A 22,756-nucleotide genomic window follows, 5' to 3' on the forward strand; every position below is an offset into this window, starting at 1 on the left:
TGCGCTGGTGCAATTTTGCACTAGTGCATATTGGTGGTGAGCATGGGCACTAGCATGGTGGGCGTGAGCAGTGTGGACGCCGGCGCCGGCGGCGGATTGAGGGAGCACAAGAAGCAGCAGACCCGTGAGGCCCTGCACCGTGCGGCAGTCCGCCTGTACGTAAAGCGGGGTCCGGACTCGGTCACCGTGAACGACATCTGCAACGCAACCGGAGTCTCCCGACGCACCTTCTTCAACTACTTCGAGTCCAAGGACGAAGCCGTCCTGGACTGGGACGAGGACCTTCCCGGCGCGTCGCTGGCGGACCGCATCGCCGCCCGGCCGGGAGAGGAGGCACCCCTGCGGGCGGTGCATCAAACTCTCCGCGCGGGTATCCAACGACTCCTGGGACACGACACCTGGCGCGAGCGTCAACTTCTGGTGCGGCAGCATCCCCGGCTACTCCCGAGGATCACCGCCAGAAACCGCCGTACGAAAGCCTCGGTCACCGAGGGAATCGCCCGGCGGACCGGTCTTGACGCCGACAGTCTCTACGTACAGACCCTCGCCGGCACCGCACTCGCGGTCATGCAGGCCGCTCTGGAGGAGTGGAACCCCGAGGACTCCGCATCCGATCCGCTGGCCATTCTGGACACCGCGTTCGACATGGCCGTATCGGGCTTCGTCGCCACCTGACAATCTGCCGCCTTCACTGGCGGGCCCTCGGGTTCGCCCTTGGTCTGAGCGGCCCGGCCGCACCGCGTGGCAGAGCAACGGAAAAGTTCTTCGAAGAAATCCGGGAGACGGTGTCCGATCGGGGCGGTGGCGTTCGTAGAAGGGGTGAGGCCACCCACAAGGGGCGGCGCCAAGGCAAAGGAACCGCGACCATGAAGCTCACCACCATGACCCAGGTAACCCTCGACAGAGTGATGCAGGGAAACGGCGGCGGGTCGGACGAGGACCGCAGAAACGGATTCGAGCGCGGCGGATGGGCCCGGGGCAAGGGCGACAACGACACCCACGCGTTCATCAACCAGTCCTACCAACGCGCCGACGCGTTCCTGCTCGGCCGCCGGACCTACGAGCTGTTCGCCGGCTCCTGGGGGTCCTTGACGGAGCAGGATGTCCCCGGCTGGGAGCCCGTCCTGCGGGCATTGAACACACAGCCCAAGTACGTGGCATCGACCACGCTCGCCGATCCCGAATGGTCCGGCACCACCGTCCTGTCCGACGACCTCGCCACCGCCGTCGCGGACCTGAAGGCCACACCGGGAGGTGAGCTGCAGGTACACGGCAGCGGCACCCTGACCCGGTGGTTGCTGCAGAACGATCTGATCGACGAGATGACCCTGATCGTCGTCCCCGTGGTCCTCGGCCAGGGTACGCGGTTGTTCCCCGAGTCCGGACCTGACCTTGCGCTCGACCTGGTCGAGTCGCGAGTCGACTCCAAGGGCGTGACGATCCAGGTCTACCGGCCGGCCGGGCGCCCTCACTACGCAACGGCGTGAAATCCCCAACCGATACACCACACAGTCCGACACCACAGGAGAGGATCTTTGAGATGCAGTATCTGGTTTCCGTGATCGATGACAAGAGCAATCCCGGCAGCACGGACCGGCAGCCCGACATCAGTGCGTTCAACGAGCGACTGATCGCCGACGGCTACTGGGTTTTCGCGGGCGGACTCGCCGACACCACCACGGCCACGGTCATCGACTACCGGGGCGAGCAGGCGGTGTTCAGCGACGGGCCGTTCGTGGAGTCGAAGGAGTACCTTGCCGGCGTCTGGGTGTGGGAGGCCCCCGACCTGGATGTCGCGCTCGAACTCGCCACCGAGGCGTCGAAGATCTGCGACCGCAAGATCGAGGTGCGGCCATTCCAGTGAGCGAGGTCCGCGAGGCGATCACCCGGGCCCACCACGACGAGTGGGCCCGGGTAGTCGCCGCCCTGACCCGACGTTTCGGCGACCTCGACATCGCCGAGGACGCGGCCGCGGAGGCGTTCGCGACCGCCGTGGAGCGGTGGCCGGCCGACGGCGTACCCCCCAACCCCGGCGCCTGGCTCACCACCACCGCCAGCCACAAGGCCATCGACCGGATCCGGCGCGAGAACAAGCGCGACGACAAACACAAGGAGGCTCACATGGTGCACGACGACGACCCGCCCGAGCCTCTCGGCGCCATCGACGACGACCGGCTCCGGCTGATCTTCACCTGCTGTCACCCGGCGCTGGCGATGGAAGCCCGCGCAGCACTGACGTTACGCATGGTCGGCGGTCTGACCGTCCCCGAAATCGCCCGCGCGTTCCTGGTCACCGAGAGTGCCATGGGGCGGCGGATCACCCGCGCGAAGGACAAGATCAAGGCGGCACATATCCCCTATCGGGTGCCGTCCGCCGACGATCTCCCCGCACGGGTGTCCGGCGTCCTCGCTGTCCTGTTCCTCGTGTTCAACGAGGGCTACCTGGCCACCGGCCCCGATACCGATCCGGTCCGTCACGACCTGACCGCCGAGGCGATCCGGCTCACCCGCCTGATCCGAGCCCTACTCCCCGACGATGGCGAGGTGACCGGGCTGCTGGCGCTGATGCTGCTCACCGAATCCCGCCGCAACGCCCGGGTTTCGGCCGGCGGCGAACTGGTCGCCCTCGACGAGCAGGACCGCGGGGCCTGGGACACGACGCTGATCACCGAGGGCCATCGACTGGTCCGCGAGCGCCTCGCCGCTGCCGCCGCCGGGATCGCGCCGGGTCGCTACCAGATCCTCGCCGCGATCAACGCCGTCCACACCTCCGCCCGCGACATGCGCGACACCGACTGGTCGCAGATCCTCGCCCTCTACGACCAACTCGTCCGCGTCGACCCCTCGCCGATCATCGCCCTCAACCGGGCCGTCGCGGTCGCCGAACTCGACGGCCCGGAGGTGGCACTGGCAACCGTCGACCGTCTCGAACCCGCGTTGGCCGGCTACCACGCCTTCCATGCCACCCGCGCCGACCTGCTGCGCCGACTGGGCCTCAGTCAGGAGTCGCGCGCCGCCTACGACAAAGCAATCGACCTGGCGGGCAACACCGCCGAGACCGCCTACCTGACACGCCGCCGCGACCAACTGCGGTAGCGCTCTCGACACGACGCGCGCATGTTCAGCGTTGACCGTGCGCCGTAGGTCCGAAGAAGTCCGCGAACGTCCGGATCAGCTGGGCCGAGGCGCGGTTGATGCCGTCATGGCCCCCGCGGACCGCTGCTGCACGGCCGTGGGGCAGTGCGGCAGCAAGGGCATCGTTGAGTTGTTCGTAGTAGGGCGGTCCGTCCGCACCCCTCACCAACAGAACCTCCGCAGTCACTCCCGCCCAGCGACTCGCCGGACCGTCGGCCCGTGCGATTGCCTGCGACTCGTCCAACGTCATGGGCAACAAGGCACCCATGGTGCGCCCGACGGGAGTGCGCAACAACAGTCGACTCATGGCGATCTGCACCCCCAGTGGCAGGGTGCTCGTCCGCGACTGGGTGTTGATGCCGGCCCCGGTGATCGCCATCGCGCGGGCAACGTCGCCGTCCCGGGCCGCTGCTCTGGCGCCTTCCAGCCACTGCGCAGGGAAGAGACCGTTCACGGACACCGCTGCGTCGTAGAGAGCGAGACGCGCGATGGGCAGTTGCAGGGCAGCCGTCAGGGCGATGAACCCACCGCTGCTGTGGCCGATAACGTCAGTTGCGCCGGTGTTTTCGAGCACCGTCCGCAGGTCGTCGACGTCCTCCTGAACGTCGTAGGGTTCCGAACGGGGCGGCGCATCTCCGCGTCCGCGTCGGTTGTAGAGGTGCACGGTGAACCTGTCCGACAGTTTGCGCGCCAGTCGGCTATAGGAATCAATCGTCACCCCGCCACCATGAACGACCACCACAGCGGGGCCGTCACCAACTGTGTGCAGGACGACGTCGCCCGCTCGTTCAACCCGCTCTTGCATCGCTGCCTCCCTGAGTGCGTACACAAACAATAGCAAACAGTGTTCGCAGTTTAGGATTGTGAGGTGAGCGATCCACACCGACCCCGCAAACGCACAGCCTCCGCCGGGGAGACGCCGCGGCGTCGACGAGGTCCGGTCCCCACGCACAGCCGTGACGACATCGCCGTAGCCGCAATAACACTCACGGACAACGAAGGACTGGCCGGCCTGTCCATGCGGGCCGTTGCCGCGGCGCTGGGTACCGGCGCAGCGTCGCTGTACCGGTACGTGGCATCACGCGACGAACTTCTCGCGCTCATGACCGATCACGTCATGCGCGAGCTCCGCCCGTACCCAGCCGGCCACGATCAGTGGCTGGACGCCATGGTCGAGATGTCCCGCCGACAGTTGCAGCTGTATCGGCGTCACTCCTGGCTCGTCGACGTCACCCAGCAATCGCCCGCCCTCGGCCCCGAAGCCCTGGCCTGGCTGGACCACTGCCTGCAGGTACTCGAACCGGTCACGGCCTCCGGTCGGGCAAAATTCGAAGCGATCGCGATGGCAACGGGGGTCACGACGTTGTTCGCTCGCAGCGAGCTCGCGTCGCAGCCCGCACTACCCCCGATCGACAGCCATGCCTACCCGCACGTGGCCAGGGCGATCTCCGCGGACGCCACCCCTGCGCCCACGGATCGGGACCTCTTCGAGGATGCCTTGCGCAGCCTGCTGGTCGGTCTGCTGTCCTGAGAACGGAGCCGTTCGCCGGACCGTTTACGGGATGGTGAGCGGCGCTGCCAGAGGATCGCCCGGTGCCGGCGCGCGGCGGTTGGCCGCGACGAGGTCCCACGCGGTGTGGCGCGGCGTCACGCCGTCCAGCATCCATTGCCCGAGCAGCAACGCGATCTTGGCCAGCATCTCGGTCCGCAATCGCAGGAACGAGTCCTCCGGGTCGGCGCCGACGTGACCGAGCAGTACCCACCAGGCCCAGGCGACTGCTCCGGCATTGGCGACGAAGTCCGGGACCACCGGAATCCCCCGGCCGGTGAGCACCGCCTCGGCCTGCGGGGTCGTCGCGGCATTCGCAGCCTCGATCACGACCTTCGCGGCGACGAGGTCGACGTTGTCCGCCGTGATCGCATAGGAGATCGCGGCCGGGACGAGGATGTCTGCCGCAGTGGCGATTACAGCCGCGCGCGGCAACCGCTGAACATGCGAGGGGACGCGGGAGCGGTCGATCTCGCCGTAGCCGTTCCGCAGGTCGAGCAGCGCGGGAACGTCCAGGCCGTCGGGACAGTACAGCGTGCCGACGGCGTCGGCGACGGCAACCACGCGCATTCCGGCCTCGTGCAGATACCAGGCCGCGCCGCCCCCCATGGTGCCGATCCCCTGGATTGCCACCGTGGTGTCGGCCGGAGCCCATCCACAGGCATTCACCGTGCCGATGCAGGCCTGCGCGACTCCGTAACCGCCGATCACGTCGCCCAGCAGAAACCCGCCGGGCACCGGGGCGTTCAACGCGGCGTGCACCCGGCGCAGAGTCCTCTGCGGATCTTCCGCACGCCTGATCGCTGCATGATACGACTGCTGAAGGCCGAGCCGCGCGAAGACGTCGTCGATCAGATGCTGCGGCACCCCCAGATCCTCCGCGGTCACCCAGTGCGCGTCCAGCCACGGGCGCATCGCCTGACAGAACCGCTCCAGCACACCGACGGCGCGGGGGTCCTTGGGGTCGAAGTCGATGCCGCCCTTCGCGCCGCCGACAGGCAGGTCGAAAACCGCGGTCTTGGCGGCCATGCCGGTGGCCAGGTCCTCCACCTCCGACATCGTGCAGCCTGCCCGCATGCGGGTGCCCCCGGTGGCCAGGCCGGACACCAACGAGTGCACGACGAGGTAGCCCCGAGCTCCGGTGGCCGGATCAGTCCAGGTCATACGTAGCAGGGGCTCACCGCTGCGCACGGTCGCCACGTCGACCCGACGCTGCGTCGCAGTGTTCTCACGGTGGTCGTACTCACGGTGCTCGGGGATGCGCCCGAACCCGGGTTCCGTCGTCGTCACCTCGAGTTACCCCAATCGTCCTCGGAAAAACTTCGCCGTTTTCGCCCATTCAGCCGATGACGTCAGAGTGCGCGCCCCGGTGACCAGGCGTCCAGTTAAGAATCTTGAATGATTGCGTTCACGCTTTCTACACAGCGCGCCGCGTGGTCCGATTGACGGTTCGGACCGGATGCATAGGGTGGGGGCATGGAGCTGTCTCTGCGCCGGTTGCGGATGCTTCGGGAGTTGCATCGCCGAGGCACCGTGACAGCCGCCGCGCAGGCCCTGCACTACACCACCTCCGCGGTATCGCAACAGCTCACCCAGCTCGAACGCGACGTCGGCGCAAAGCTATTCGAGCGGCGCGGTCGGCGGGTACAGCTCACCGAGATCGGCCTGCTCCTCGCCGAGCACGCCGAGGAGATCATGCGGTCGGTGGACCGCGCGACCTCCGCCCTCGAACGAACGCAGGAGGGCGTCACCGCCCGATTGACCGTCGGCGTGTGGGCGTCCGTCGCGTCGGGCCTGCTGCCGAGTGCGCTGTCGTTGCTGGCCGCCGAACATCCCGGCATCGAGGTGCGGACGAAGGAACTCGCGCCGGAGGACACCGCGGTCGCAGTCCGGGACGGCTCGCTGGACTTCTCGTTCGTGATCAACTATTCCGACTACCCGATGCCGTGGGACCCGGAGTTGACCCGAGTGGTGATCGCCGTGGAGCGACTGCACGCAGCGCTGCCTCCGGGAACGGTGTCCGCCAGAACCATGGCGCTGGCGGACCTCGCCGAGCATCCCTGGATCCTCGCGGGACCCACGTCGCATTTCGGCCGCGCGGTGCGCTCCGCCTGTCAGCGTTGCGGATTCGAACCGAAGATCAACCACGAGGTCGGCGAGCAGGCGACGGCGCTCGCAATGGTGTCCGCGGGTCTGGGGGTCACCCTCGTCTCCGATCTCGGACTGACGCTGCGCCCGCCCGGCATGGATGTCGTCGCGCTCACCGAACCGGTCATGCGAACGATCTCCATCGCCCATCGCGGGACGGAAGCGCACCGGCAACCACTGCAACTGGTGATCGACGCCGTGCGTGCCGCGGCGGCTGCACAGGGGCTCGCCGCGGGGTCGCCGTACCCCTAGCCGACGACGACACACCACGTGGATCAGCGTGGACCCGAAGACACGGGCACGCCCCACGCGCTCCCCTGTTCGCGATCGAGCACGGTGACCGCCTTGTTCTTCAGCCCGAAGATGTAGACCAGCAGGCTGATCCCGATCACGACCGTCACGTAGACGATGAACCAGGTGACGTGGCCGCCCGACTTGGACGCCTGATACAGGAGCGGCGCCGTACCGCCGAAGACGGAGTTCGCGAGCGCGTAACCCAGCCCCACACCCAGGGCACGGATGTCGGCGGGGAACAGCTCCGCCTTCACGATCGCGTTGATCGAGGTGTACCCGGTGAGGATGATGTAGCCGACCGCGACCAGCGCGAACGCCGACAGCGGCGAGGTGGTCTTCGGAAGGTAGGTGAGCAGGACATAGGTGTAGAGGACGCCACCCACACCGAAGAAAATCAGCAGCGGCTTGCGCCCGACGTGGTCGCTGATGATGCCGCCGACCGGCTGCAGCAGCAACAGCAAGATCAGTCCGATCAGGTTGATCCACGTTGCCGTCAGCGCCCGGTCGTCGCCGAAGGTCGACTTGACGATCGCCGGCGCGTTGACACTGTAGGTGTAGAACGCGACCGTGCCACCCGCGGTAATGAGGAACACCAGCAGCAGCGGACGCCAGTGTCGGGTGAACAACGCCTTCAACGAACCCGCCGTCCGGTCCTCACCGGCACGGATGGCCTTCAGATGCGACTCGCTGAGCGACTCGTCCATCGAACGCCGAATCCACAGCACGACCAGGGCAGCGACGCCGCCGATGAAGAAGCCGATCCGCCATCCCCAATCGTGCAACGCGTCGACGTCGAGAACGCTGAGCGCGATCAGGAGCGTGAACTGCGCGAGGACGTGACCGCCCACGAGAGTCACGTACTGGAACGACGACAGGAAGCCACGCCGATTCGCCGTCGCTGCCTCGGACATGTACGTCGCCGAGGTGCCGTACTCGCCACCCGTGGCGAATCCCTGCACAAGCCGGGCGAGGACCAAAATGACTGCCGCCCAATACCCGATGGTTTCGCGTGTCGGCATGACCGCCACCAGGAAGGAACACGACGACATGATGGTGATGCTGAGCATCAGGGCAGCCTTGCGACCACGACGGTCGGCGAACCGGCCGAAGAACCAGGACCCCACCGGCCGCATGACGAAGGTGACCGCGAAGATCGCGTAGATGTACACCGTCGAGTTGGAGTCGTTCTCGTCGAAGAATTGCGCCTCGAAATACGTCGCGAAGACCGTGTAGATGTACACGTCGTACCACTCGACGAGGTTTCCTGCCGAACCCTTCATCGTGTTGAGCACCGCCCGCCGGGTGCTCGTCGGAGCGCGGGTTGGACCAGACCGAGTCACGTCATCGCTCATCCGTAGACGATAACGGACCGACCGACCACACCTGGGCGAGTCACATCAATGACTGCTCCGGCAGCGTCGTAGTTGGCTGGACAGGTACCGCCTGGCACGCCGATGACCACCCACGTTCTCGAGTTCGATGTCCAACGCGTTCAGCAGCGTCGCGAGCAGGGTCGCCTGTGGTGCCCATCCATGGCGACGCCGGCACTGCGCGAGCCAGTCGACCGGACCGATGTGGCCACGGTCCGCGTTGCACCGCCGGCACGCCGCGGCCTCATTGGCCACGATGCTGGGCCCACCCTTGAGCCGCGGCACCAGATGTTCGGTGGTGGGCGGAATCAACGGCCCGAAACGCCGACCACACCACAGGCATCGCCCACCCTGCCGGTCGACGGCGAGGGCAAGTCTGGCGGCACGGTCCACCAATCGATCGTGACCGAATGGCTCGGCGAGCGCCAGGGCTCCCACCGCCCGCGACGTGCCGGACGGCAGTGCCAGGCCGAGAGGGGCAAACCGCACCTCGCGGTTTCCAAGACTGGGGCACATTGGTGTAGCCGCATACCGGGTCCCGAATGAGAGTGTTCTACTTCACATTCGCTGTCCCGGAGCTGATCTGCCGTACCCGGCCCTCACCACTCCACGACTGCACCGCGCACGTCGGAAACCGGCAAACGAGTCCGGTTCCGACGTCCTCAGACGCCGGAAGGAGTGCCCGATGACCCAGTGCACCACAACGAACCCCAACACCACGACCAAGCCGTCCGCGACACGGTGGGCGGTGATGGCCGCCTACGCTGCGGCGCTCACCGCCAGCACCACGACGGTGCTGGCCTACGCCTCGGTCACACCGAGTGTGCGAGAGGATTTCGGAGTCACCGAGGCGACGGTCGGGAACCTCACGCTGCTCTCTCCCCTCTTCCTGGTGCTCCTGGGCCCCCTCTCCGGCAGATTCCTGGACCGACGGTTCGACGCCACGCTCGCCGTGGGCGCCGCGATGATCGCCGTCGGGCCACTGCTGCGCGTCGTCGATCCCTCGTCCTACAGATGGGCCCTCGCCGGACAGATACTGCTCGCCGCCGGCACGCCGTTCGTCGCCAACGCGATCACCAAGTACCCGGCACGGTACTTCTCCGCGCAGGAGCGGCCCACGGTAATCGCGCTGCTCTCGGCGTCGTTCTACGCCGGTGTACTCCTGGCCGCCGTCACGGGCCAGCCGCTGTACGACCGCGGGGGAATCGACCTGCTGGTCGAAGTCCACGGGGCATTGGGCGCCGCGACCGGCGCGGCACTGCTGATCATGGTTGTCGTGGTTCGGGTGCCGGCGGTAGTGATGGACCCCGAGCCTGCCTTCGTCCGGGGACACCTCCGCCGGACCCGGGAGCTCTGGCTGCTCGGAGGAGTGATGTTCGTCCTCTTCGGCCTGTTCAACGCGTTCATCACGTGGATCGAGACGGTCCAGGACCACCTCGGCAATGCCGGGTTCGGCGGACCGCTCGTGATCGCTCTGACGCTTGGGGGCATCACGGGCGCCATCACCATCCCCGGTCTCGCAGCCAGGCGTGACGCCAGGCGCACCGCCCTGATCGTCATCAGCGTCGTCCAGGTCTTCGGATTCCTGGCATTCGCGGCGACGGGCAACAGCGGAATTCTGCTGGTGCTCGCCGTCGTTGTCGGCTTCTTCATGATGGCGGCCATGCCCGTCGTCTTCGAGTGGTCGGAGATCCACGCGGGCATTGCGAATGCCGCATCGGCAACCGCATTCCTCTCGATCGCCGGCAACCTCGGTGGTGTGGTCTTCGTGCTCGCCCCGCAACTGTTCCTCGACACACCGAGGGGCATGCTCGTCCTGCTCGCCGCGATGTCGATTCCCGGCGCCCTCGCGGCGCTTCGACTGCCTCGGACGCCGACGGCCCATCGCATCGCCGACTGAATCTCAACTCGACCGCCCCACCGTTCAGCCCTCTCCCCCAACCCTCACGATGGAGAACCCATGATGTTGACACGCCTCATTGCGGTGACAGCCTTTGCCGTTACGGCAGCGGTCGTCACCTCTAGCACCGCCAGTGCCGCCCCCGCACCGGTCGACCCCCACACTGCATCGACACTCGAAACGGACATTCTTCCCGGGATCCACTACACCGCGAGCATCGTCGACAAGTCCGTCGTCCTGACCACCGATGCCGGCTCACTGACCATCCAGGGCAACCAGTTCCAAGTACTCGATGCTGCCGGAAATCTGGTAGCCGGCTTCCCGCTGACCTACTCCCGGGACGGAAAGGAATGGCCGGTTGCCGCTCAAATCGACGGCAGGAGTGCCACACTCACACCAAGCACCGACCCCGCAACCGCCACGCCACTCGAGGATGCGGCACTCCCACTGCAGCCGATCGCGCTGGACGTCCAATCACCGGAATTCACTGCCGCCATCGTCAACTTCGGAACCGAAGTGGCGCTCGGCATCGGGATGGGCAGTCTGATCGGAACGGCGATCGGTGCCGGCATCGGATGCATCGCCGGAGGAGCACTCGTCGGAACCGCGGTCGGCGTCCCGTCAATCGGCACCCTCGCGGTCCCCGGATTCCTCGGCGGATGCCTGGTGACCGGTGCCGCCGCAGGCGCCATCGGAGCCGTCGCCGGAACCATCGTCGTGGGTGGGCCCGTCGCTGTTGCCAGCGCACTCCAGTTCTACGACGCCTTCAACGCCCCCGTCGCCGAACCTTTGGCGGGCTGACGACGACGCACACTTCAGGCACCTTCACGCAGCGCGCCGGGTTCGACCGGCTAACGGTCCTCCGCCGGGACCGTGGCCGGCGGAGATTCCAGCAAGTCGCGCGGTAGTCGCTCGGCGTGCACCCGTGGTAACGAGAAAGATCAATCAGCCATCGACGTGGAACACCGCACCCTGGGCGCGGCCCAGGCGGCGATCGGCGGAACGGCGGAAAACGGCTTGAACGGCGGCTGTACCACCTATTCCGCCGGCGAGGAGAAGGAACAGCAGGGCGACATTGAGGTTCACGGGGAAGATCCTTTCCTCAGGGTGCAGCGAATACAATGGTGGGTGCGGATCGCAATGTGGTAGAGCCCAGTTCGCTCTTCACCTTCAGCCCATGGTCACGCGTTCATCGGTGAGTAGCTGGACGAACCTTTCGCTCATTCACTCGACTACCGCCGTCGCCGTCGCTGCGGATGCCTCTGCGAGCGGAGCCGGCAGACGCCGGCGCAACTTCGCTCGCCGAGCATCGTCCTTGTACCTGAGAGGTTTGCCGGCCTTGGCCACCCGACGTCCCGCGACCGTCAGTATCGGTCGTGGAACTCCGATTCCCATTACCGGCACGCCGGTGACGTAGGCCTCCTTGAAGAGAAACATCGAGGCGTCGGCCACCTCGTCGTGAGTGAGCGCCGAGGCTACCCACCCGACTTCCGCGCCGATGGCATCCGCGTCGAGAATCGGGCTGCGATAGCCCTCGTTTGTCATCGCGAGAAGCCAACTCAGAACAGCGTCACGAACCGCCCACTGACGGTCGGTAGCTGCGTTCACATTTCAGTCCTCCAAATAGATGCGGCATCCTGACCTGCACCATAGCCATCGGCAAGAAATAAGCAAGTCGTGAAATCTCCTGCGCGCCTTACACCCCGGGATCTGGACTTATTACTTTTGTTGGGTATGGTCGAGGTCGGTTCGCGGTTGCCGATTCGGAAAGGACCGACAATGGCTGACAAGTCCGCCGTCAAGAGTTCGAAACAGTCCGCACGGGCACTCAAGGAGCGCCGTGCGGAGAAGCGAGAGAAGGCGCTCGAGTCGACTCAGATCGTTCGAAAGCGTAAGAGCTGATGCAAAACTGGGCATCGCTACCACATCCGACCACCTTCTCAGCCTCCCAAAGATCGCCGGCATTGCGGTTCATTGGAAACGCACCACCGCATTTTGGTCTGCACCGCGTGTGACGACCTGATCGGGGGGCCAACGTCCAGCCTCTGGACCACCCGCCCCGACCCCTCTGCGGCCGGGGCGGGCGTGGCGGCGACAGGTACGGGTGTCGTGCCCGAATTTTTCTCGAGCCCAGAGGGTTTGACGACTAGATTTCAGGCCTAGTCCGACGGACATGGGCACCGATCGGGGAGCGTTGTCCGACCAGAAACCTGCGACGAAGATGAACAGCAGGAAGACCGTGGTCATGTAGTAACCGGCCTGCACACCCATGGGCACCAGGATCGATTTGAGCACCTGGACCGGGCAACTACGGAGCATCGCGATGAACGGCACGTCCTGCGCCGACTTCGCTTCGGTGTCCGCCTTCTCCTGGAGTTCCTTGAGTGCATCGGACTCCTCGAGCTTGATCCGAATGTACAAGCCGATGCCCACCATGATGGCGCTGGTGAGGAAGGGGATGCGCCAGCCCCACGCGGCCATCTGCTCGTCGGTGGTGGCGAGGGTTGTCAGGGCGATGACTGCGGTCGCAAGCAGGAATCCCATCAGGAGCAGGGCCAGGACCAGCGTCGAGCGCCGGCCGAATTTGTCCCCGAAATGCCCCAGCACGACCGCCCCCAATGGGCGGAGGAGCGCTCGTCGGAACCGCGGTCGGCGTCCCGACAATCGGCAGCTTCGCGGTCCACGGATTCCTTGGCGGATGTCTGGTTGCCGGAGCCGCCGCAGGCGCCATCGGAGCCGTGGCCGGAACCATCATCGCGGGTGGGCCCGTCGCCGTTACCAGCGCACTTCAGTTCTACGACGCCTTCAACACCCCGCCGCCGAACCCTGGGCAGGCTGACGACGACGCACGCTTCGGGCACCTTCACACAGCGCGCCGGCTTCGACCGGCTAACGGTCCTCCTCCGGGACCGTGCCCGGTGGAGATTCCAGCTCGAGTCGGCCGACGAGCGCCCTCTGCGTCGCCCGGTACTCGCTCGGCGTGCATCCGTGGTGTCGCTGGAAGGTGCGGGTGAGATGCGAGCTGTCGCAGAATCCCCACAATGCAGCGATCTCGCTGATGGTGACGGACTCGGGTGCGACGGCGAGCTCGTGGGTGACACCGCGCAGACGTTCCTCCCGGACGCAGTCCGTGAACGTGGTACCGGCCGCCTGGAACAGGCGGTTCAACGTGCGCACCGATATGGCCGCATCCCGCGCGGCCGCCTCGGCTGTGACCCGCCCGAGCGGGACCGCGGACCGGATGTAGTGACGAACCACCACCCGTAGTGCGGCGTCACGGTCCTCGGTCACCGTGTGGTCGGTGATTCCTGCGGTCGTTGCTGCGGACAGCACATCGGCGAAAGCCCGCTCCATGGTCCGCACCGTCAGCGGGTCGAGGTTCGGCCGCTCCTTCCACAATGTGGACATCATCATTGCCACGACACTGCCCGCACCGGTGCTCGTGTCGACAGCACGCGCCGTGGCACCGTCGGTGCGCAAACCTGCAGCCCACTGGTCGCGGGGCACGCGAAACGACAGAACACGCCAGCTGGCGTCGTTCTCGGGCTCTCGGAACTCGAGCGAGTACGGGCGGGTTGTATCGAAGACGGCGTAGCTCCCGGCTCGAACGATGCACCTCCGACCGTCCTGCTCCGCGTAACAGGCCCCAGACAGCTGCAAGTTCACGAACAGCGCCTCCATCGGAGCGCGACGCACCTCGATCGGACCATGCGTCAACAGCTGAGTGCACGAGGCGATTTCCGCGCAGTTGGTGTCCACCAGGGGTTCCGAGCGCACCCAGCCGGGTACTCCCTCTGCCGTAGCGCTGCGGGCGAGGTGGGCTCGCCTCCGCGTCGGGGACAGCGGTGTGAACGCCTGACAGACGACGTCGCCCCAGTAGTTCACCTGCTCTCGCGCACTCAGGCCCGAGGTGGACCAATACGGCACATCAACCTCCGAGTCGACCTGGGAACGGCAGGCACCTGCCGCTCCATATGCCCCAAATTCTGCGCTTCCGCACGCTCCTGTCAATCCCTTCGCCAACCACCCGTTACGCCATCGCGCCGCCGACAGTGTGGCGCATCTGTCCTGACGGGTCGGCGCTGCAGTCCAAGCCGACCGCGTCGGATCCGATCAGTATTGGTACCGAGATCGAATGTGTGCGCGATCACATTCACCACATGCGAACAACGGAGGACTGATTCCAATGGCAATCGATTTCGACCTGAGTCCCGAACAGGCAGGCCTGCAAAAAGCAGCTCGGACGTTTGCGGATGACCGGCTCGCTCTCGTCGAGAGTGTCATCGCGCCGTTCCCGACACCGCAGGAGAGATTCGCGGCGATCAAACCGTTCTACCAGGACATGGTGGATGCGGGCTTCCTCAAAGCCCTCATCCCGGTCGAGTACGGCGGTACCGCGATGACGTCACTCGACTTCGCGGTGGCGGCCGAAGAACTCGCGCGCGCCGACGTCAACGTGCCGAGCGCGCTGCTCGGCACCGGCCTCGGACTGCAGCCGATCATCCATTTCGGCACGACCGAGCAGAAGGATCGCTTCCTGCCGCCGTTCTCCGGCAGTGCACCACTGCTTGCGGCGTGGGCATTCACCGAAACTGCCGGCGGCGCGAACTTCGACACGACGGACACATCTGCCGGGGTGCAGACGTTCGCTCGACGGGACGGAGACGAATGGGTCATCAACGGCGACAAGCATTTCACCACCAACGGCTCGGGTTGGGACGGCAAGGGTGCCGAGTTGATCAGCGTGTTGTGCCGCACCGACCCGGCGCTGCCACCCCAGGAGTCGCTGGCAGTGATCGTGGTCCCCGGTGACACGCCGGGAATCACGGTCGAGTCGTATATCGACACCATGGGCCACCGTGCGACGGCATCGCCGCGCATCACGTTCACCGACGTTCGGGTCCCGGTAGGGAGTATGATCGGAAACCCCGGAGACGGCTTGGAGATCGTGCGCCGGACATTCAACTGGACCTCGGCGATCATCGGCGCCGCCTGCGTCGGCCGGATGCGCGCAGCCTTCGACTACGCCTATGCATTCGCCAAGACCGACAACAGGTCCGGCCCCGCCCCCATCATCGACTACCAGAACGTCGGTTACATGCTCGTCGACATCAAGACACGGATCGAAGCCGCCCGGTACTTCACCTGGAAGGCCTGCGACCTCTACGACAAGACCAACGGCGCCGACGAGGAACTCGGCCACATGGTCAAGATCTACGCATCCGAACTGTCCGTGCAGGTCGTCTACGACGCGATGCGCCTGGTCGGGGTGAACGCCTACGGCGACCAGACACCGATCGCCGGGATCATGGAGGACGTGCTGTGCTTCCCGGTGTACGACGGCGGAAACATGGGGGTGCGCCGACGCCAGTTGCACGCACTGCTGAAGCGCCCCGATTACGACCCGATGCAGTCCTCGTCCGGCATCGTGACGGACTGAGCACGACATGACAACTACCGCAACTGCACCCTCGTCCAGGGTCACCAGCTTCCTGACGAATCCTGTCCTCCACATGATCGATGGACGAAATACTCCGTCCGCCTCGGAGGAGTTCTTCGGGACATTCAATCCCTGCAACGGTGACGAGCTCGCACAGGTCGCGTTCGGCGGCGAGGACGATGTCGATCGCGCCGTCACCGCGGCTCGGCGCGCGCTCGACGGCCCCTGGGGCCGCATGACACCCGCCGAGCGAAGCAAGATCCTCTGGCGGGTCGGCGACCTACTCGAGGAGCGAGTGGAGGATTTCGCCCTGGTCGAGGCACTCGACAACGGCAAGCCGTTGACCTATGCGCGTCTGGTGGATGTCCCGCTGTCCGCCGATTGGTTCCGATACATGGCGGGCTGGCCGACCAAGCTGGAGGGCAGCACGATCCCCGTCACCTCGACCGCCGCGCCGGGCGACTACTTCGCCTATACGGTCCGGGAACCGGTCGGCGTGGTAGCGGCCATCGTCGCGTGGAACTTCCCCCTCCTACTCGCCGCATGGAAGCTCAGTCCCGCCCTCGCCGCCGGCAACACCGTAATTCTCAAGCCCGCCGAGCAAACCCCGCTCAGCGCAGCGCTTCTCGGTGAGGTTCTTCGCGACGCCGGGATCCCCGACGGCGTCGTGAATATCGTGCAGGGCCACGGCGACTCCGTCGGCGCCGCCCTGACCACCCATCCAGGCGTCGACAAGGTTTCGTTCACCGGCTCGACCGAGGTCGGACGGCGTATCGTGGGCTCCGCCCGCGGCAACCTGAAGAAGGTGACCCTCGAACTCGGCGGGAAGTCACCGAATATCGTGTTCGACGACGCCGACATCGACGCGGCCATCCAGGGTGCCGCGATGGCAATCTTCTTCAACCAGGGCGAGGCATGTGAAGCGGGTTCACGGCTGTTCGTGCAGTCGAAGGTGTATGACCAGGTCGTGGACGGCGTCGCACGAATCGCAGCCGAGTTGAAGGTCGGGGACAGCCTCGACCCAGACTCCCAAATCGGCCCGATGGTGTCGGAGAGGCAACTGCACACGGTCCTCGGATACCTCGACAGCGGCCGGGCCGAAGGCGCGATCGCCGTCACGGGCGGAGGACGTAAGGGCGACATCGGCTACTTCGTAGAACCCACCGTCCTCGTCGACACGAAGCCGACGATGCGCGTGGTGAAGGAGGAGATCTTCGGGCCTGTGGTCACCGTGATGCCGTTCGACAATGCCGACGACGTCGTCAGCGCCGCCAATGACACCGAGTACGGCCTCGCCGCTGGGGTCTGGACGTCCGACGTGTCGAATGCACACACCATTGCCGCGAAGATCAAGGCCGGCACCGTGTGGATCAACAGCTACCACGTGCTCGACCCCGCGTTGCCCTTCGGTGGGTACAAGCAGTCCGGTTGGGGGCGTGAGCACGGTGCCGCCGTACTCGACGCGTACACCGAGACGAAGACCGTCATCATCAAGAAGGGATAGGACCTCAGGACTGAGGGGAGGCCGCGGAGCGTGAATCGCCTGCGGCCTCCCCACCTGCACGCGCCGAGATGCCCATGCCACCCACAGACAACAACAGACTGCCGCGCGAGTACGCAATGCGACAGGCGATCTCAGGAGCATCGCGAAGCAGCCACCTCGACGACGACCACATGCTCGTGACCCTCGCCATCGCTTGGCTCCCCTACGAAGGGCCCCCACAGGAGCGAATCTGGGAACAGTTCGGGATTAGTTCCGAGCGGTACTGGCACCGGCTCGATTACGTCGTCACACTCCGCCGATGGAGTCGATTCCTCGACGCGACCACGATTGCCGGGATCCGAACACAAGCGACCGCACAACTCGGCCCGCCCAACCAGAGGAAAGAACCACCCCGACCCACCCTTGACGGTTCCCGCGTCCGAGTGTCGCCGCCCTCAATCAGCACTAGAACTGATTCCACCACTGGGCGAACATATTCCATTGAATAGTTCCTGGCCACAGGTCGCTGGGGTTCCAGAACGCTGGGAGGTCGAACACGATGCCGATCATGATTTATACCTCCACTCCATCCAGGCCTGCAGCAACGGTTTCCATAAGGGCGCTGTGTGGAGTGACAGCCACTGAACGGCGTCACCGATTGGTCCGAACATCATGATCCACCGAGGAACGGCGCGATCAACGCACCGATCCAATAAAAGAGGTTGTACGGGAAAATGTCCCATGGTGAATTGGGCATCATGACTCCTCAGAAGTAACCGTAGCCAGTCATCCAGCCGGTGATAACCCACATGAATTGATTGAAGGCATCGCCCATTTCCCGAGTCGGGAACCATGAATACCAAATCGGGTCAGGGCTGGGTGGGCTTGCCGACGCCGTGCCGGCCATCAGGAACATCATCAATGCCGTGGTTCCCACAACGGCCATGGTGCGAATCGAACGCATACCGCGACTCCTGGTCCTCCCCGACCATGTCCCGTGTATCGCTGACGATACGACTCCCGTTACCTGCTCACCCAGTACAAAGCATGCGACTGGTAAGCGCACCAACTGCGCCCGGCATCAGGCCTTGTCCCAGTTGGTCCGGTTGCGTTGCAGCATCAGGCCGGCGAATGCGATGCCCATCATGACGGCCGCGTAGCCGGCGACGGGAATATGCGACCCGGTCTGCTCGAGTAGGGCGACGGCGAATACGGGGGTCAGTCCCCCGGTGATGGCCGAGGCCGTCTGGTATCCGAAGGAGACCCCGGTATAGCGAACACCGCCGGCGAACAACTCGGCCATGTAGATGCGCATGGGCCCGTAGAGCAGGCCCACGAACGCCAGGCCCAGCACGAAAGCCGCTGTGGCCAAGACGAAATTGCCGGACTCGACCATCGGGAACATCACGAAGACCGCGACGGCGAACCCGCCCAGACCGACGGACATGGGCACCCAACGGGGAGCGCTATCCGACCAGAGACCTCCGACGAAGATGAACAGCAGGAAGAACAGTGCCGCGATCATGACCATCGAGTTCGCTTGCCCGACGTCGAAGCCGCCGAAGTCGCGCGCGAAGGACAGCAAAAAGACCGTGGTCATTTAGTACCCGGCTTGCACACCCATGGGCACCAGGATCGACTTGAGCACCTGGACCGGGTAACTACGGAGCATCGCGATGAACGGCACGTCCTGCGCCGATTTCGCTTCGGTGTCCGCCTTCTCCTGGAGTTCCTTGAATGCGTCGGACTCCTCGAGCTTGATCCGAATGTACAAGCCGATGCCCACCATGATGGCGCTGGTGAGAAACGGGATGCGCCAGCCCCACGCGGCCATCTGCTCGTCGGTGGTGGTGAGGGTTGTCAGGGCGATGACCGCGGTCGCAAGCAGGAATCCGACGGGGGATGCCGCGCTCAGGAAGGCACCGAAGAAGCCACGCCTGTTGCGGGCCTGCGAGTTCTCGACGACCATGAGCACCGCCCCGCCGTATTCGCCTCCCAGCGCGAAACCCTGCACGACGCGGCAGACGATCAGCAGGATCGGCGCTGCAACACCGATCTGCGCGTAGGTCGGAATCAGGCCCACAAAGAGGGTGGAGCCGCCCATCAGGAGCAGGGCCAGGACCAGCGTCGAGCGCCGGCCGAATTTGTCCCCGAAGTGCCCCAGCACGACCGCCCCTAGCGGGCGGACCAAGAACGCGACGGCGAACGTTGCCATCGCAGCCATGGTGCTCAGTGCCGCGTTGTCGCTCGGGAAGAAGACGGGGCCGAGCAGGAGGGCAGCCATCGAACCGAAGATGAAGAAGTCGTACCACTCGATGACGGTCCCGACCATGGACGCCGCAATGACCCGAGAGAGCGCGTTGCCGCTCTTCGGCGGTGCGGCAGTGATTGCTGACATGTGATTCTCCTAATGAAGCACTGGGTGGTCCTCCCATGACCACTTCCCCAACGCTGGAATCGGAAGCTCCGGGACGTCCCAGAAGTTATGAGGACGATCACACTGTAGGGAGGGGCGATTGCGGAGGCCGCAGGCTCTTCCGATGAACGGAAGAAGTCACCCGAGCGTGTGTTGCAAACTCGATTCATGGCCAATTCCCCCACCGGTGATTCGGTGATTGGTCGTGTCGTACGACTGCTGAACGCCTTTGACCGGCAGCAGCCGTCGATGACGCTGTCCGGGCTCGCCCATCGGGCATCCCTGCCGTTGACCACCGCCCACCGCCTCGTGGAGGAATTGGTCAAGTACGGATTGATCGAGCGGGACCCTGACGGACAGTTGCGCGTGGGGCTGCGGTTGTGGGAACTGGTGGCACGTGGTTCCCGGGCCCTCACGCTGCGTGAAATCGCATTGCCCTTCATAAAAGGACGTTCAGGCCGCAGTACACCGGTACACCACACTTGCGATTCTGGACCACGGGTCCGTCCTCTACCTGGAGCGCCTTTCGACACCGGATTCAGCTTTGGAAAGGGCCTTGGACGCAGGGCACATCGCGCAGCGGGCACCCGTTCATTCCACGTCCTCCGGATTGGTGCTGCTGGCCTACTCCCCCTCCGCGCTTCAGGAAGAAGTTCTCGCCCGCACTGCTGACTGCTGCACACGGCATTTCCCGTGCATTGGGGGCCGACAGTGGGACGGCACGACCGCGGCGCCGGGCATGATCCAACACGTCACCATTCTCGAGTTCAAGCCGTAAACACCGCCCGCAGGCTTCACCGGAAGAGGTACGCGAGTGTTACGTTCACCCCGCTCACCAAGCGCTCACACAGTTCTCGTTCCCGAACAGTGAACTGATCGTCACCGTCGATTACGAAGCGCCCGCCCAGTAGGCAAGATCCAACTACTGGGACTGGAGTATTTTGCGAGCGCGCTCGGCGACGGGCAGATCCACGAACTCGCCGTCCGGAAGCTGGACGGCCGCTCCGCCGGACTCCGCGAAGACGTTCACAATCCTTCGTGCCCAGGCAAATTCGTCCTCGCTGGGGCTGAAGGCGGTGTGAATGATCGGCAGCTGGGAGGGGTGGATCGCGGATTTGCCACCGAAGCCGAGAGAACGGGCGTGGGCGGCCTGCCGGGCCAGTCCGTCGGTGTCCCGCAGGTGGGGGTAGACACTGTCGATCGGGGGTGCGATGCCCGCGGCCCGGGACGCGATGACGAGGTGCGATCGCGCATACTGCAGCGGGGTGTCCCCGTCGCCGATGCCGAGGTCTTTCCGGAGGTCGATGCCGCCGAGGGCGAGGTGTTCGACGCCGGGTTCGGCGGCGATGGCCAGGGCGTTGGCGACTCCCTTCGCGGTTTCGATCGCGCAGATCAGCGGCGTGCCCGGTGCCCGATCCCGCACCCACCGCACGTCGACGACCGAGTCGACCTTCGGAATGCGGATGCCGTGGGCACGGTCGGCGACCGCGGCCAGATCGTCGGCGGCGAGCGCGGTGCCGACGGCGTTGATACGCACCCACGCGCGGTGAGTGGTCAGAGCGTCGGCGACGCGAGCGCGGGCGGTGCCCTTGCACTCGGGCGGGACCGCGTCCTCGAGGTCGAGGATCACCGCGTCCGCACCGGCGTCGAAGACCTTGCCGAGGAGTTTCTCGTTGTGTCCGGGCACGAAGAGGTAGCTGCGGGCCATCAGATGACTCCCTTCTGCCGCAGAGCCTCGACGTTCAATCCGAGTGTGTCGCGGTAGATCTGCGTGTTGTCCTGCCCGAGTCGCCGTCCCGGGAACCGGATCGCGCCGGGGGTGCCGAGCATGCGCACCATGAGGTTCTACATGGCGAGGGGCCCGAGGTCCTCGTCGTCGACGGTGGTGATCATGTCGCGGGCACGGACGTGCGGGTCGTTCATCAGTTGTTCGACGTCGTAGATGGGCGCAAGGGCGGCGCCGACGCGCTCGAATTCGGTGACGACCTCGTCGAACGGGCGGGCGGCGATCCATTTCCCGACCGCCTCGTCGAGGAGGTCGCCGTTGCGGCTGCGTTCCCCGGCGGAGGCGAACCACGGCTGTTCGACGAGGTCCGCTCGTCCGACCAGGCGCATGACCCGTTCGGCGACGGAGGTGGCGCTGGCCGAGATCGCCACCCACCGGTCGTCCTTGGTGAGGTAGGTGTTGCGGGGGGCGTTGTTGGGTGAGCGGTTGCCTTGGCGGCCGGCGATCGCGCCGAGCTGGTCGAAGGCGGTGGGGCCCGGGCCGAGGATGCCGACCAGGGGTTCTAGCAGCGAGAGGTCGATGACCTGCCCTTGCCCGTTGCCTTCGGGGCTGTTGCGATGCAGTAATGCCGTGACCACGCCGAAGGCGCCGGTGATGCCGGCGACGCCGTCGGCCAGACCGAACGGGGGCAGCGTCGGCGGGCCGACCTCCTCACCGGTCTGGTGTGCGAATCCGCTCATCGCCTCCGCGAGGGTGCCGAAGGCGCGGCGTTTGGCGTAGGGTCCGTCCTGCCCGAAGCCCGTGACCCGCAACGTGATCAAGCCCGGATTGAGCACCATCAGCCGGTGGGGTCCGAGGTCCCACTTCTCCAGCACTCCGGGTCGGAAGTTCTCCACGAGCACATCGGCATCGACGACCAGATCCCGCAGGATCTGCTGACCCTCGGGGGTGCCGAGGTCGAGGGTGATGCACTTCTTGTTGCGCGAAATGACTTTCCACCACAGTCCGTGGCCGTCCTTGTTCGCCCCGTGGGATCGGGCGGGGTCACCCGACGGGTGCTCGATCTTGATCACGTCGGCGCCGAAGTCGCCGAGGAGCATCGCGGTGATCGGAGCGGCGTACACGGTACTGATGTCGAGAACTCGGATCCCATGCAGGGGACCGCGGTTCGCGTCCCCTGACGAACTCGAGGTCGGGGTGTCATCGTGTGAATTCACGCTCATGGGCAGTCCTCGGCATTGTCGAGAGGCGATGGAGACGGAAAGGTAGTGGCGCCGGTGTGAAAGCCGGGCGGC

Annotated in this window: 22 protein-coding genes and 3 pseudogenes; 13 read left to right on the plus strand and 12 right to left on the minus strand. The window is 65.6% G+C overall.

Translation table 11 applies throughout. From position 1 onward, the window contains the following. Positions 1 to 42: 42 nt before the first annotated feature. From MLGJGCBP_RS04870 to MLGJGCBP_RS04885, 4 genes are all read left to right on the plus strand, one after another. Positions 43 to 675: an acyl-CoA-like ligand-binding transcription factor gene (locus tag MLGJGCBP_RS04870; protein ID WP_160094265.1), complete on the plus strand. Its 633-nt coding sequence runs from the start codon at positions 43 to 45 to the stop codon at positions 673 to 675. A gap of 191 nt (positions 676 to 866) precedes the next feature. Then, positions 867 to 1,487: a dihydrofolate reductase family protein gene (locus MLGJGCBP_RS04875; protein WP_160094266.1), complete on the plus strand. Its 621-nt coding sequence runs from the start codon at positions 867 to 869 to the stop codon at positions 1,485 to 1,487. 53 nt (positions 1,488 to 1,540) lie between these two features. Then, positions 1,541 to 1,864: a YciI family protein gene (locus MLGJGCBP_RS04880; protein ID WP_160094267.1), complete on the plus strand. Its 324-nt coding sequence runs from the start codon at positions 1,541 to 1,543 to the stop codon at positions 1,862 to 1,864. Beyond that, a complete protein-coding gene (locus MLGJGCBP_RS04885; RefSeq protein ID WP_160094268.1) occupies positions 1,861 to 3,096 on the plus strand; it encodes an RNA polymerase sigma factor in 1,236 nt (411 codons plus the stop codon). The genes MLGJGCBP_RS04880 and MLGJGCBP_RS04885 overlap by 4 nt, the downstream gene beginning before the upstream one ends. A gap of 25 nt (positions 3,097 to 3,121) precedes the next feature. Here the strand turns inward: MLGJGCBP_RS04885 and MLGJGCBP_RS04890 are convergent, their stop codons facing one another. After that, positions 3,122 to 3,940: an alpha/beta fold hydrolase gene (locus tag MLGJGCBP_RS04890; RefSeq protein ID WP_160094269.1), complete on the minus strand. Its 819-nt coding sequence runs from the start codon at positions 3,938 to 3,940 to the stop codon at positions 3,122 to 3,124. Positions 3,941 to 4,003: 63 nt separating this feature from the next. Between MLGJGCBP_RS04890 and MLGJGCBP_RS04895 the strand changes: the two genes are divergently transcribed. Continuing rightward, positions 4,004 to 4,666, plus strand: a complete 663-nt coding sequence (locus MLGJGCBP_RS04895; RefSeq protein ID WP_160094270.1) for a TetR/AcrR family transcriptional regulator — start codon at positions 4,004 to 4,006, stop codon at positions 4,664 to 4,666. A gap of 24 nt (positions 4,667 to 4,690) precedes the next feature. Here MLGJGCBP_RS04895 and MLGJGCBP_RS04900 read toward each other — a convergent pair whose 3' ends face one another. Continuing rightward, positions 4,691 to 5,974 (minus strand): glutamate dehydrogenase, encoded by a 1,284-nt coding sequence (locus MLGJGCBP_RS04900; protein WP_160094271.1) that lies wholly within the window; start codon positions 5,972 to 5,974, stop codon positions 4,691 to 4,693. Positions 5,975 to 6,160: 186 nt separating this feature from the next. Here MLGJGCBP_RS04900 and MLGJGCBP_RS04905 point away from each other — a divergent pair, with 186 nt between their 5' ends. Beyond that, complete coding sequence (locus tag MLGJGCBP_RS04905; RefSeq protein ID WP_160094272.1) at positions 6,161 to 7,084, plus strand: LysR family transcriptional regulator; 924 nt, start codon at positions 6,161 to 6,163, stop codon at positions 7,082 to 7,084. Between the two features lie 23 nt (positions 7,085 to 7,107). Here the strand turns inward: MLGJGCBP_RS04905 and MLGJGCBP_RS04910 are convergent, their stop codons facing one another. Then, complete coding sequence (locus tag MLGJGCBP_RS04910) at positions 7,108 to 8,478, minus strand: MFS transporter (RefSeq protein WP_160094273.1); 1,371 nt, start codon at positions 8,476 to 8,478, stop codon at positions 7,108 to 7,110. Between the two features lie 45 nt (positions 8,479 to 8,523). Next, positions 8,524 to 8,889, minus strand: coding sequence for an HNH endonuclease (locus MLGJGCBP_RS04915; protein WP_160094335.1), 366 nt, complete (start codon positions 8,887 to 8,889; stop codon positions 8,524 to 8,526). Positions 8,890 to 9,181: 292 nt separating this feature from the next. On the opposite strand from MLGJGCBP_RS04915, the gene MLGJGCBP_RS04920 reads away from it, so the two are divergent. The 3 genes from MLGJGCBP_RS04920 to MLGJGCBP_RS50335 all read left to right on the plus strand — a co-directional run bounded on the left by MLGJGCBP_RS04920 (position 9,182) and on the right by MLGJGCBP_RS50335 (position 11,545). After that, positions 9,182 to 10,396 (plus strand): MFS transporter, encoded by a 1,215-nt coding sequence (locus tag MLGJGCBP_RS04920; RefSeq protein WP_160094274.1) that lies wholly within the window; start codon positions 9,182 to 9,184, stop codon positions 10,394 to 10,396. 60 nt (positions 10,397 to 10,456) lie between these two features. After that, positions 10,457 to 11,197 carry a hypothetical protein gene (locus tag MLGJGCBP_RS04925; RefSeq protein ID WP_160094275.1) on the plus strand — a complete coding sequence of 247 codons (741 nt, stop codon included), beginning with the start codon at positions 10,457 to 10,459 and terminating at the stop codon, positions 11,195 to 11,197. 156 nt (positions 11,198 to 11,353) lie between these two features. Beyond that, positions 11,354 to 11,545: a hypothetical protein gene (locus MLGJGCBP_RS50335; RefSeq protein WP_236580926.1), complete on the plus strand. Its 192-nt coding sequence runs from the start codon at positions 11,354 to 11,356 to the stop codon at positions 11,543 to 11,545. A gap of 75 nt (positions 11,546 to 11,620) precedes the next feature. Here the strand turns inward: MLGJGCBP_RS50335 and MLGJGCBP_RS04930 are convergent, their stop codons facing one another. From MLGJGCBP_RS04930 to MLGJGCBP_RS04940, 3 genes are all read right to left on the minus strand, one after another. Then, positions 11,621 to 12,004 (minus strand): serine recombinase, encoded by a 384-nt coding sequence (locus tag MLGJGCBP_RS04930; RefSeq protein ID WP_160094276.1) that lies wholly within the window; start codon positions 12,002 to 12,004, stop codon positions 11,621 to 11,623. Positions 12,005 to 12,367: 363 nt separating this feature from the next. Beyond that, entirely contained in the window at positions 12,368 to 13,015 is a 648-nt protein-coding gene (locus tag MLGJGCBP_RS04935; protein WP_160094277.1) for a hypothetical protein, read from the minus strand. Positions 13,016 to 13,285: 270 nt separating this feature from the next. Next, a complete protein-coding gene (locus tag MLGJGCBP_RS04940) occupies positions 13,286 to 14,323 on the minus strand; it encodes a helix-turn-helix domain-containing protein (RefSeq protein WP_236580927.1) in 1,038 nt (345 codons plus the stop codon). A 259-nt stretch (positions 14,324 to 14,582) separates the two neighbouring features. Between MLGJGCBP_RS04940 and MLGJGCBP_RS04945 the strand changes: the two genes are divergently transcribed. Together MLGJGCBP_RS04945 and MLGJGCBP_RS04950 are read left to right on the plus strand one after the other, a co-directional pair. Then, on the plus strand, positions 14,583 to 15,836 hold the full coding sequence (locus MLGJGCBP_RS04945) for an acyl-CoA dehydrogenase family protein (protein WP_160094278.1): 1,254 nt from the start codon (positions 14,583 to 14,585) through the stop codon (positions 15,834 to 15,836). A 7-nt stretch (positions 15,837 to 15,843) separates the two neighbouring features. After that, on the plus strand, positions 15,844 to 17,340 hold the full coding sequence (locus tag MLGJGCBP_RS04950; RefSeq protein WP_160094279.1) for an aldehyde dehydrogenase family protein: 1,497 nt from the start codon (positions 15,844 to 15,846) through the stop codon (positions 17,338 to 17,340). A gap of 745 nt (positions 17,341 to 18,085) precedes the next feature. On the opposite strand, the gene MLGJGCBP_RS04955 is transcribed toward MLGJGCBP_RS04950, so the two are convergent. The 3 genes from MLGJGCBP_RS04955 to MLGJGCBP_RS04965 all read right to left on the minus strand — a co-directional run bounded on the left by MLGJGCBP_RS04955 (position 18,086) and on the right by MLGJGCBP_RS04965 (position 19,717). Then, the gene (locus tag MLGJGCBP_RS04955; protein ID WP_160094280.1) at positions 18,086 to 18,283 is read right to left on the minus strand and encodes a hypothetical protein; all 198 of its coding nucleotides are present in this window, start codon (positions 18,281 to 18,283) and stop codon (positions 18,086 to 18,088) included. Positions 18,284 to 18,400: 117 nt separating this feature from the next. Then, positions 18,401 to 18,919 (minus strand): MFS transporter, encoded by a 519-nt coding sequence (locus tag MLGJGCBP_RS04960; RefSeq protein ID WP_160094281.1) that lies wholly within the window; start codon positions 18,917 to 18,919, stop codon positions 18,401 to 18,403. Next, the gene (locus MLGJGCBP_RS04965) at positions 18,920 to 19,717 is read right to left on the minus strand and encodes an MFS transporter (RefSeq protein WP_160094282.1); all 798 of its coding nucleotides are present in this window, start codon (positions 19,715 to 19,717) and stop codon (positions 18,920 to 18,922) included. Between the two features lie 186 nt (positions 19,718 to 19,903). Between MLGJGCBP_RS04965 and MLGJGCBP_RS54175 the strand changes: the two are divergent. Both MLGJGCBP_RS54175 and MLGJGCBP_RS54180 read left to right on the plus strand, forming a co-directional pair. After that, positions 19,904 to 20,074: pseudogene (locus MLGJGCBP_RS54175) on the plus strand (helix-turn-helix domain-containing protein); the annotation flags it as partial. A 124-nt stretch (positions 20,075 to 20,198) separates the two neighbouring features. Next, positions 20,199 to 20,513 (plus strand): annotated as a pseudogene (locus MLGJGCBP_RS54180) (IclR family transcriptional regulator domain-containing protein); the annotation flags it as partial. 144 nt (positions 20,514 to 20,657) lie between these two features. Here MLGJGCBP_RS54180 and MLGJGCBP_RS04975 read toward each other — a convergent pair. Together MLGJGCBP_RS04975 and MLGJGCBP_RS04980 are read right to left on the minus strand one after the other, a co-directional pair. After that, positions 20,658 to 21,443 (minus strand): HpcH/HpaI aldolase/citrate lyase family protein, encoded by a 786-nt coding sequence (locus tag MLGJGCBP_RS04975; RefSeq protein WP_160094284.1) that lies wholly within the window; start codon positions 21,441 to 21,443, stop codon positions 20,658 to 20,660. Further along, a pseudogene (locus MLGJGCBP_RS04980) lies at positions 21,443 to 22,684 on the minus strand (CaiB/BaiF CoA transferase family protein). Before MLGJGCBP_RS04980 ends, MLGJGCBP_RS04975 begins: the two are co-directional and overlap by 1 nt. Positions 22,685 to 22,756 lie beyond the last annotated feature (72 nt).

The sequence above is a fragment of the Rhodococcus sp. T7 genome (assembly GCF_009872365.1).
GTDB lineage: Bacteria > Actinomycetota > Actinomycetes > Mycobacteriales > Mycobacteriaceae > Rhodococcus_F.

What these genes read in the sequence shown, in the direction of transcription:
- MLGJGCBP_RS04870 (WP_160094265.1), top strand. Translation starts at nt 43, where the DNA reads ATGGGCACTAGCATGGTGGGCGTGAGCAGTGTGGACGCCGGCGCCGGC.
- MLGJGCBP_RS04875 (WP_160094266.1), top strand. Translation starts at nt 867, where the DNA reads ATGAAGCTCACCACCATGACCCAGGTAACCCTCGACAGAGTGATGCAG.
- MLGJGCBP_RS04880 (WP_160094267.1), top strand. Translation starts at nt 1,541, where the DNA reads ATGCAGTATCTGGTTTCCGTGATCGATGACAAGAGCAATCCCGGCAGC.
- MLGJGCBP_RS04890 (WP_160094269.1), bottom strand. Translation starts at nt 3,940, where the DNA reads ATGCAAGAGCGGGTTGAACGAGCGGGCGACGTCGTCCTGCACACAGTT.
- MLGJGCBP_RS04905 (WP_160094272.1), top strand. Translation starts at nt 6,161, where the DNA reads ATGGAGCTGTCTCTGCGCCGGTTGCGGATGCTTCGGGAGTTGCATCGC.
- MLGJGCBP_RS04910 (WP_160094273.1), bottom strand. Translation starts at nt 8,478, where the DNA reads ATGAGCGATGACGTGACTCGGTCTGGTCCAACCCGCGCTCCGACGAGC.
- MLGJGCBP_RS04920 (WP_160094274.1), top strand. Translation starts at nt 9,182, where the DNA reads ATGACCCAGTGCACCACAACGAACCCCAACACCACGACCAAGCCGTCC.
- MLGJGCBP_RS04925 (WP_160094275.1), top strand. Translation starts at nt 10,457, where the DNA reads ATGATGTTGACACGCCTCATTGCGGTGACAGCCTTTGCCGTTACGGCA.
- MLGJGCBP_RS04945 (WP_160094278.1), top strand. Translation starts at nt 14,583, where the DNA reads ATGGCAATCGATTTCGACCTGAGTCCCGAACAGGCAGGCCTGCAAAAA.
- MLGJGCBP_RS04950 (WP_160094279.1), top strand. Translation starts at nt 15,844, where the DNA reads ATGACAACTACCGCAACTGCACCCTCGTCCAGGGTCACCAGCTTCCTG.
- MLGJGCBP_RS04955 (WP_160094280.1), bottom strand. Translation starts at nt 18,283, where the DNA reads ATGCGTTCGATTCGCACCATGGCCGTTGTGGGAACCACGGCATTGATG.
- MLGJGCBP_RS04960 (WP_160094281.1), bottom strand. Translation starts at nt 18,919, where the DNA reads ATGACCACGGTCTTTTTGCTGTCCTTCGCGCGCGACTTCGGCGGCTTC.
- MLGJGCBP_RS04965 (WP_160094282.1), bottom strand. Translation starts at nt 19,717, where the DNA reads ATGTCAGCAATCACTGCCGCACCGCCGAAGAGCGGCAACGCGCTCTCT.
- MLGJGCBP_RS04975 (WP_160094284.1), bottom strand. Translation starts at nt 21,443, where the DNA reads ATGGCCCGCAGCTACCTCTTCGTGCCCGGACACAACGAGAAACTCCTC.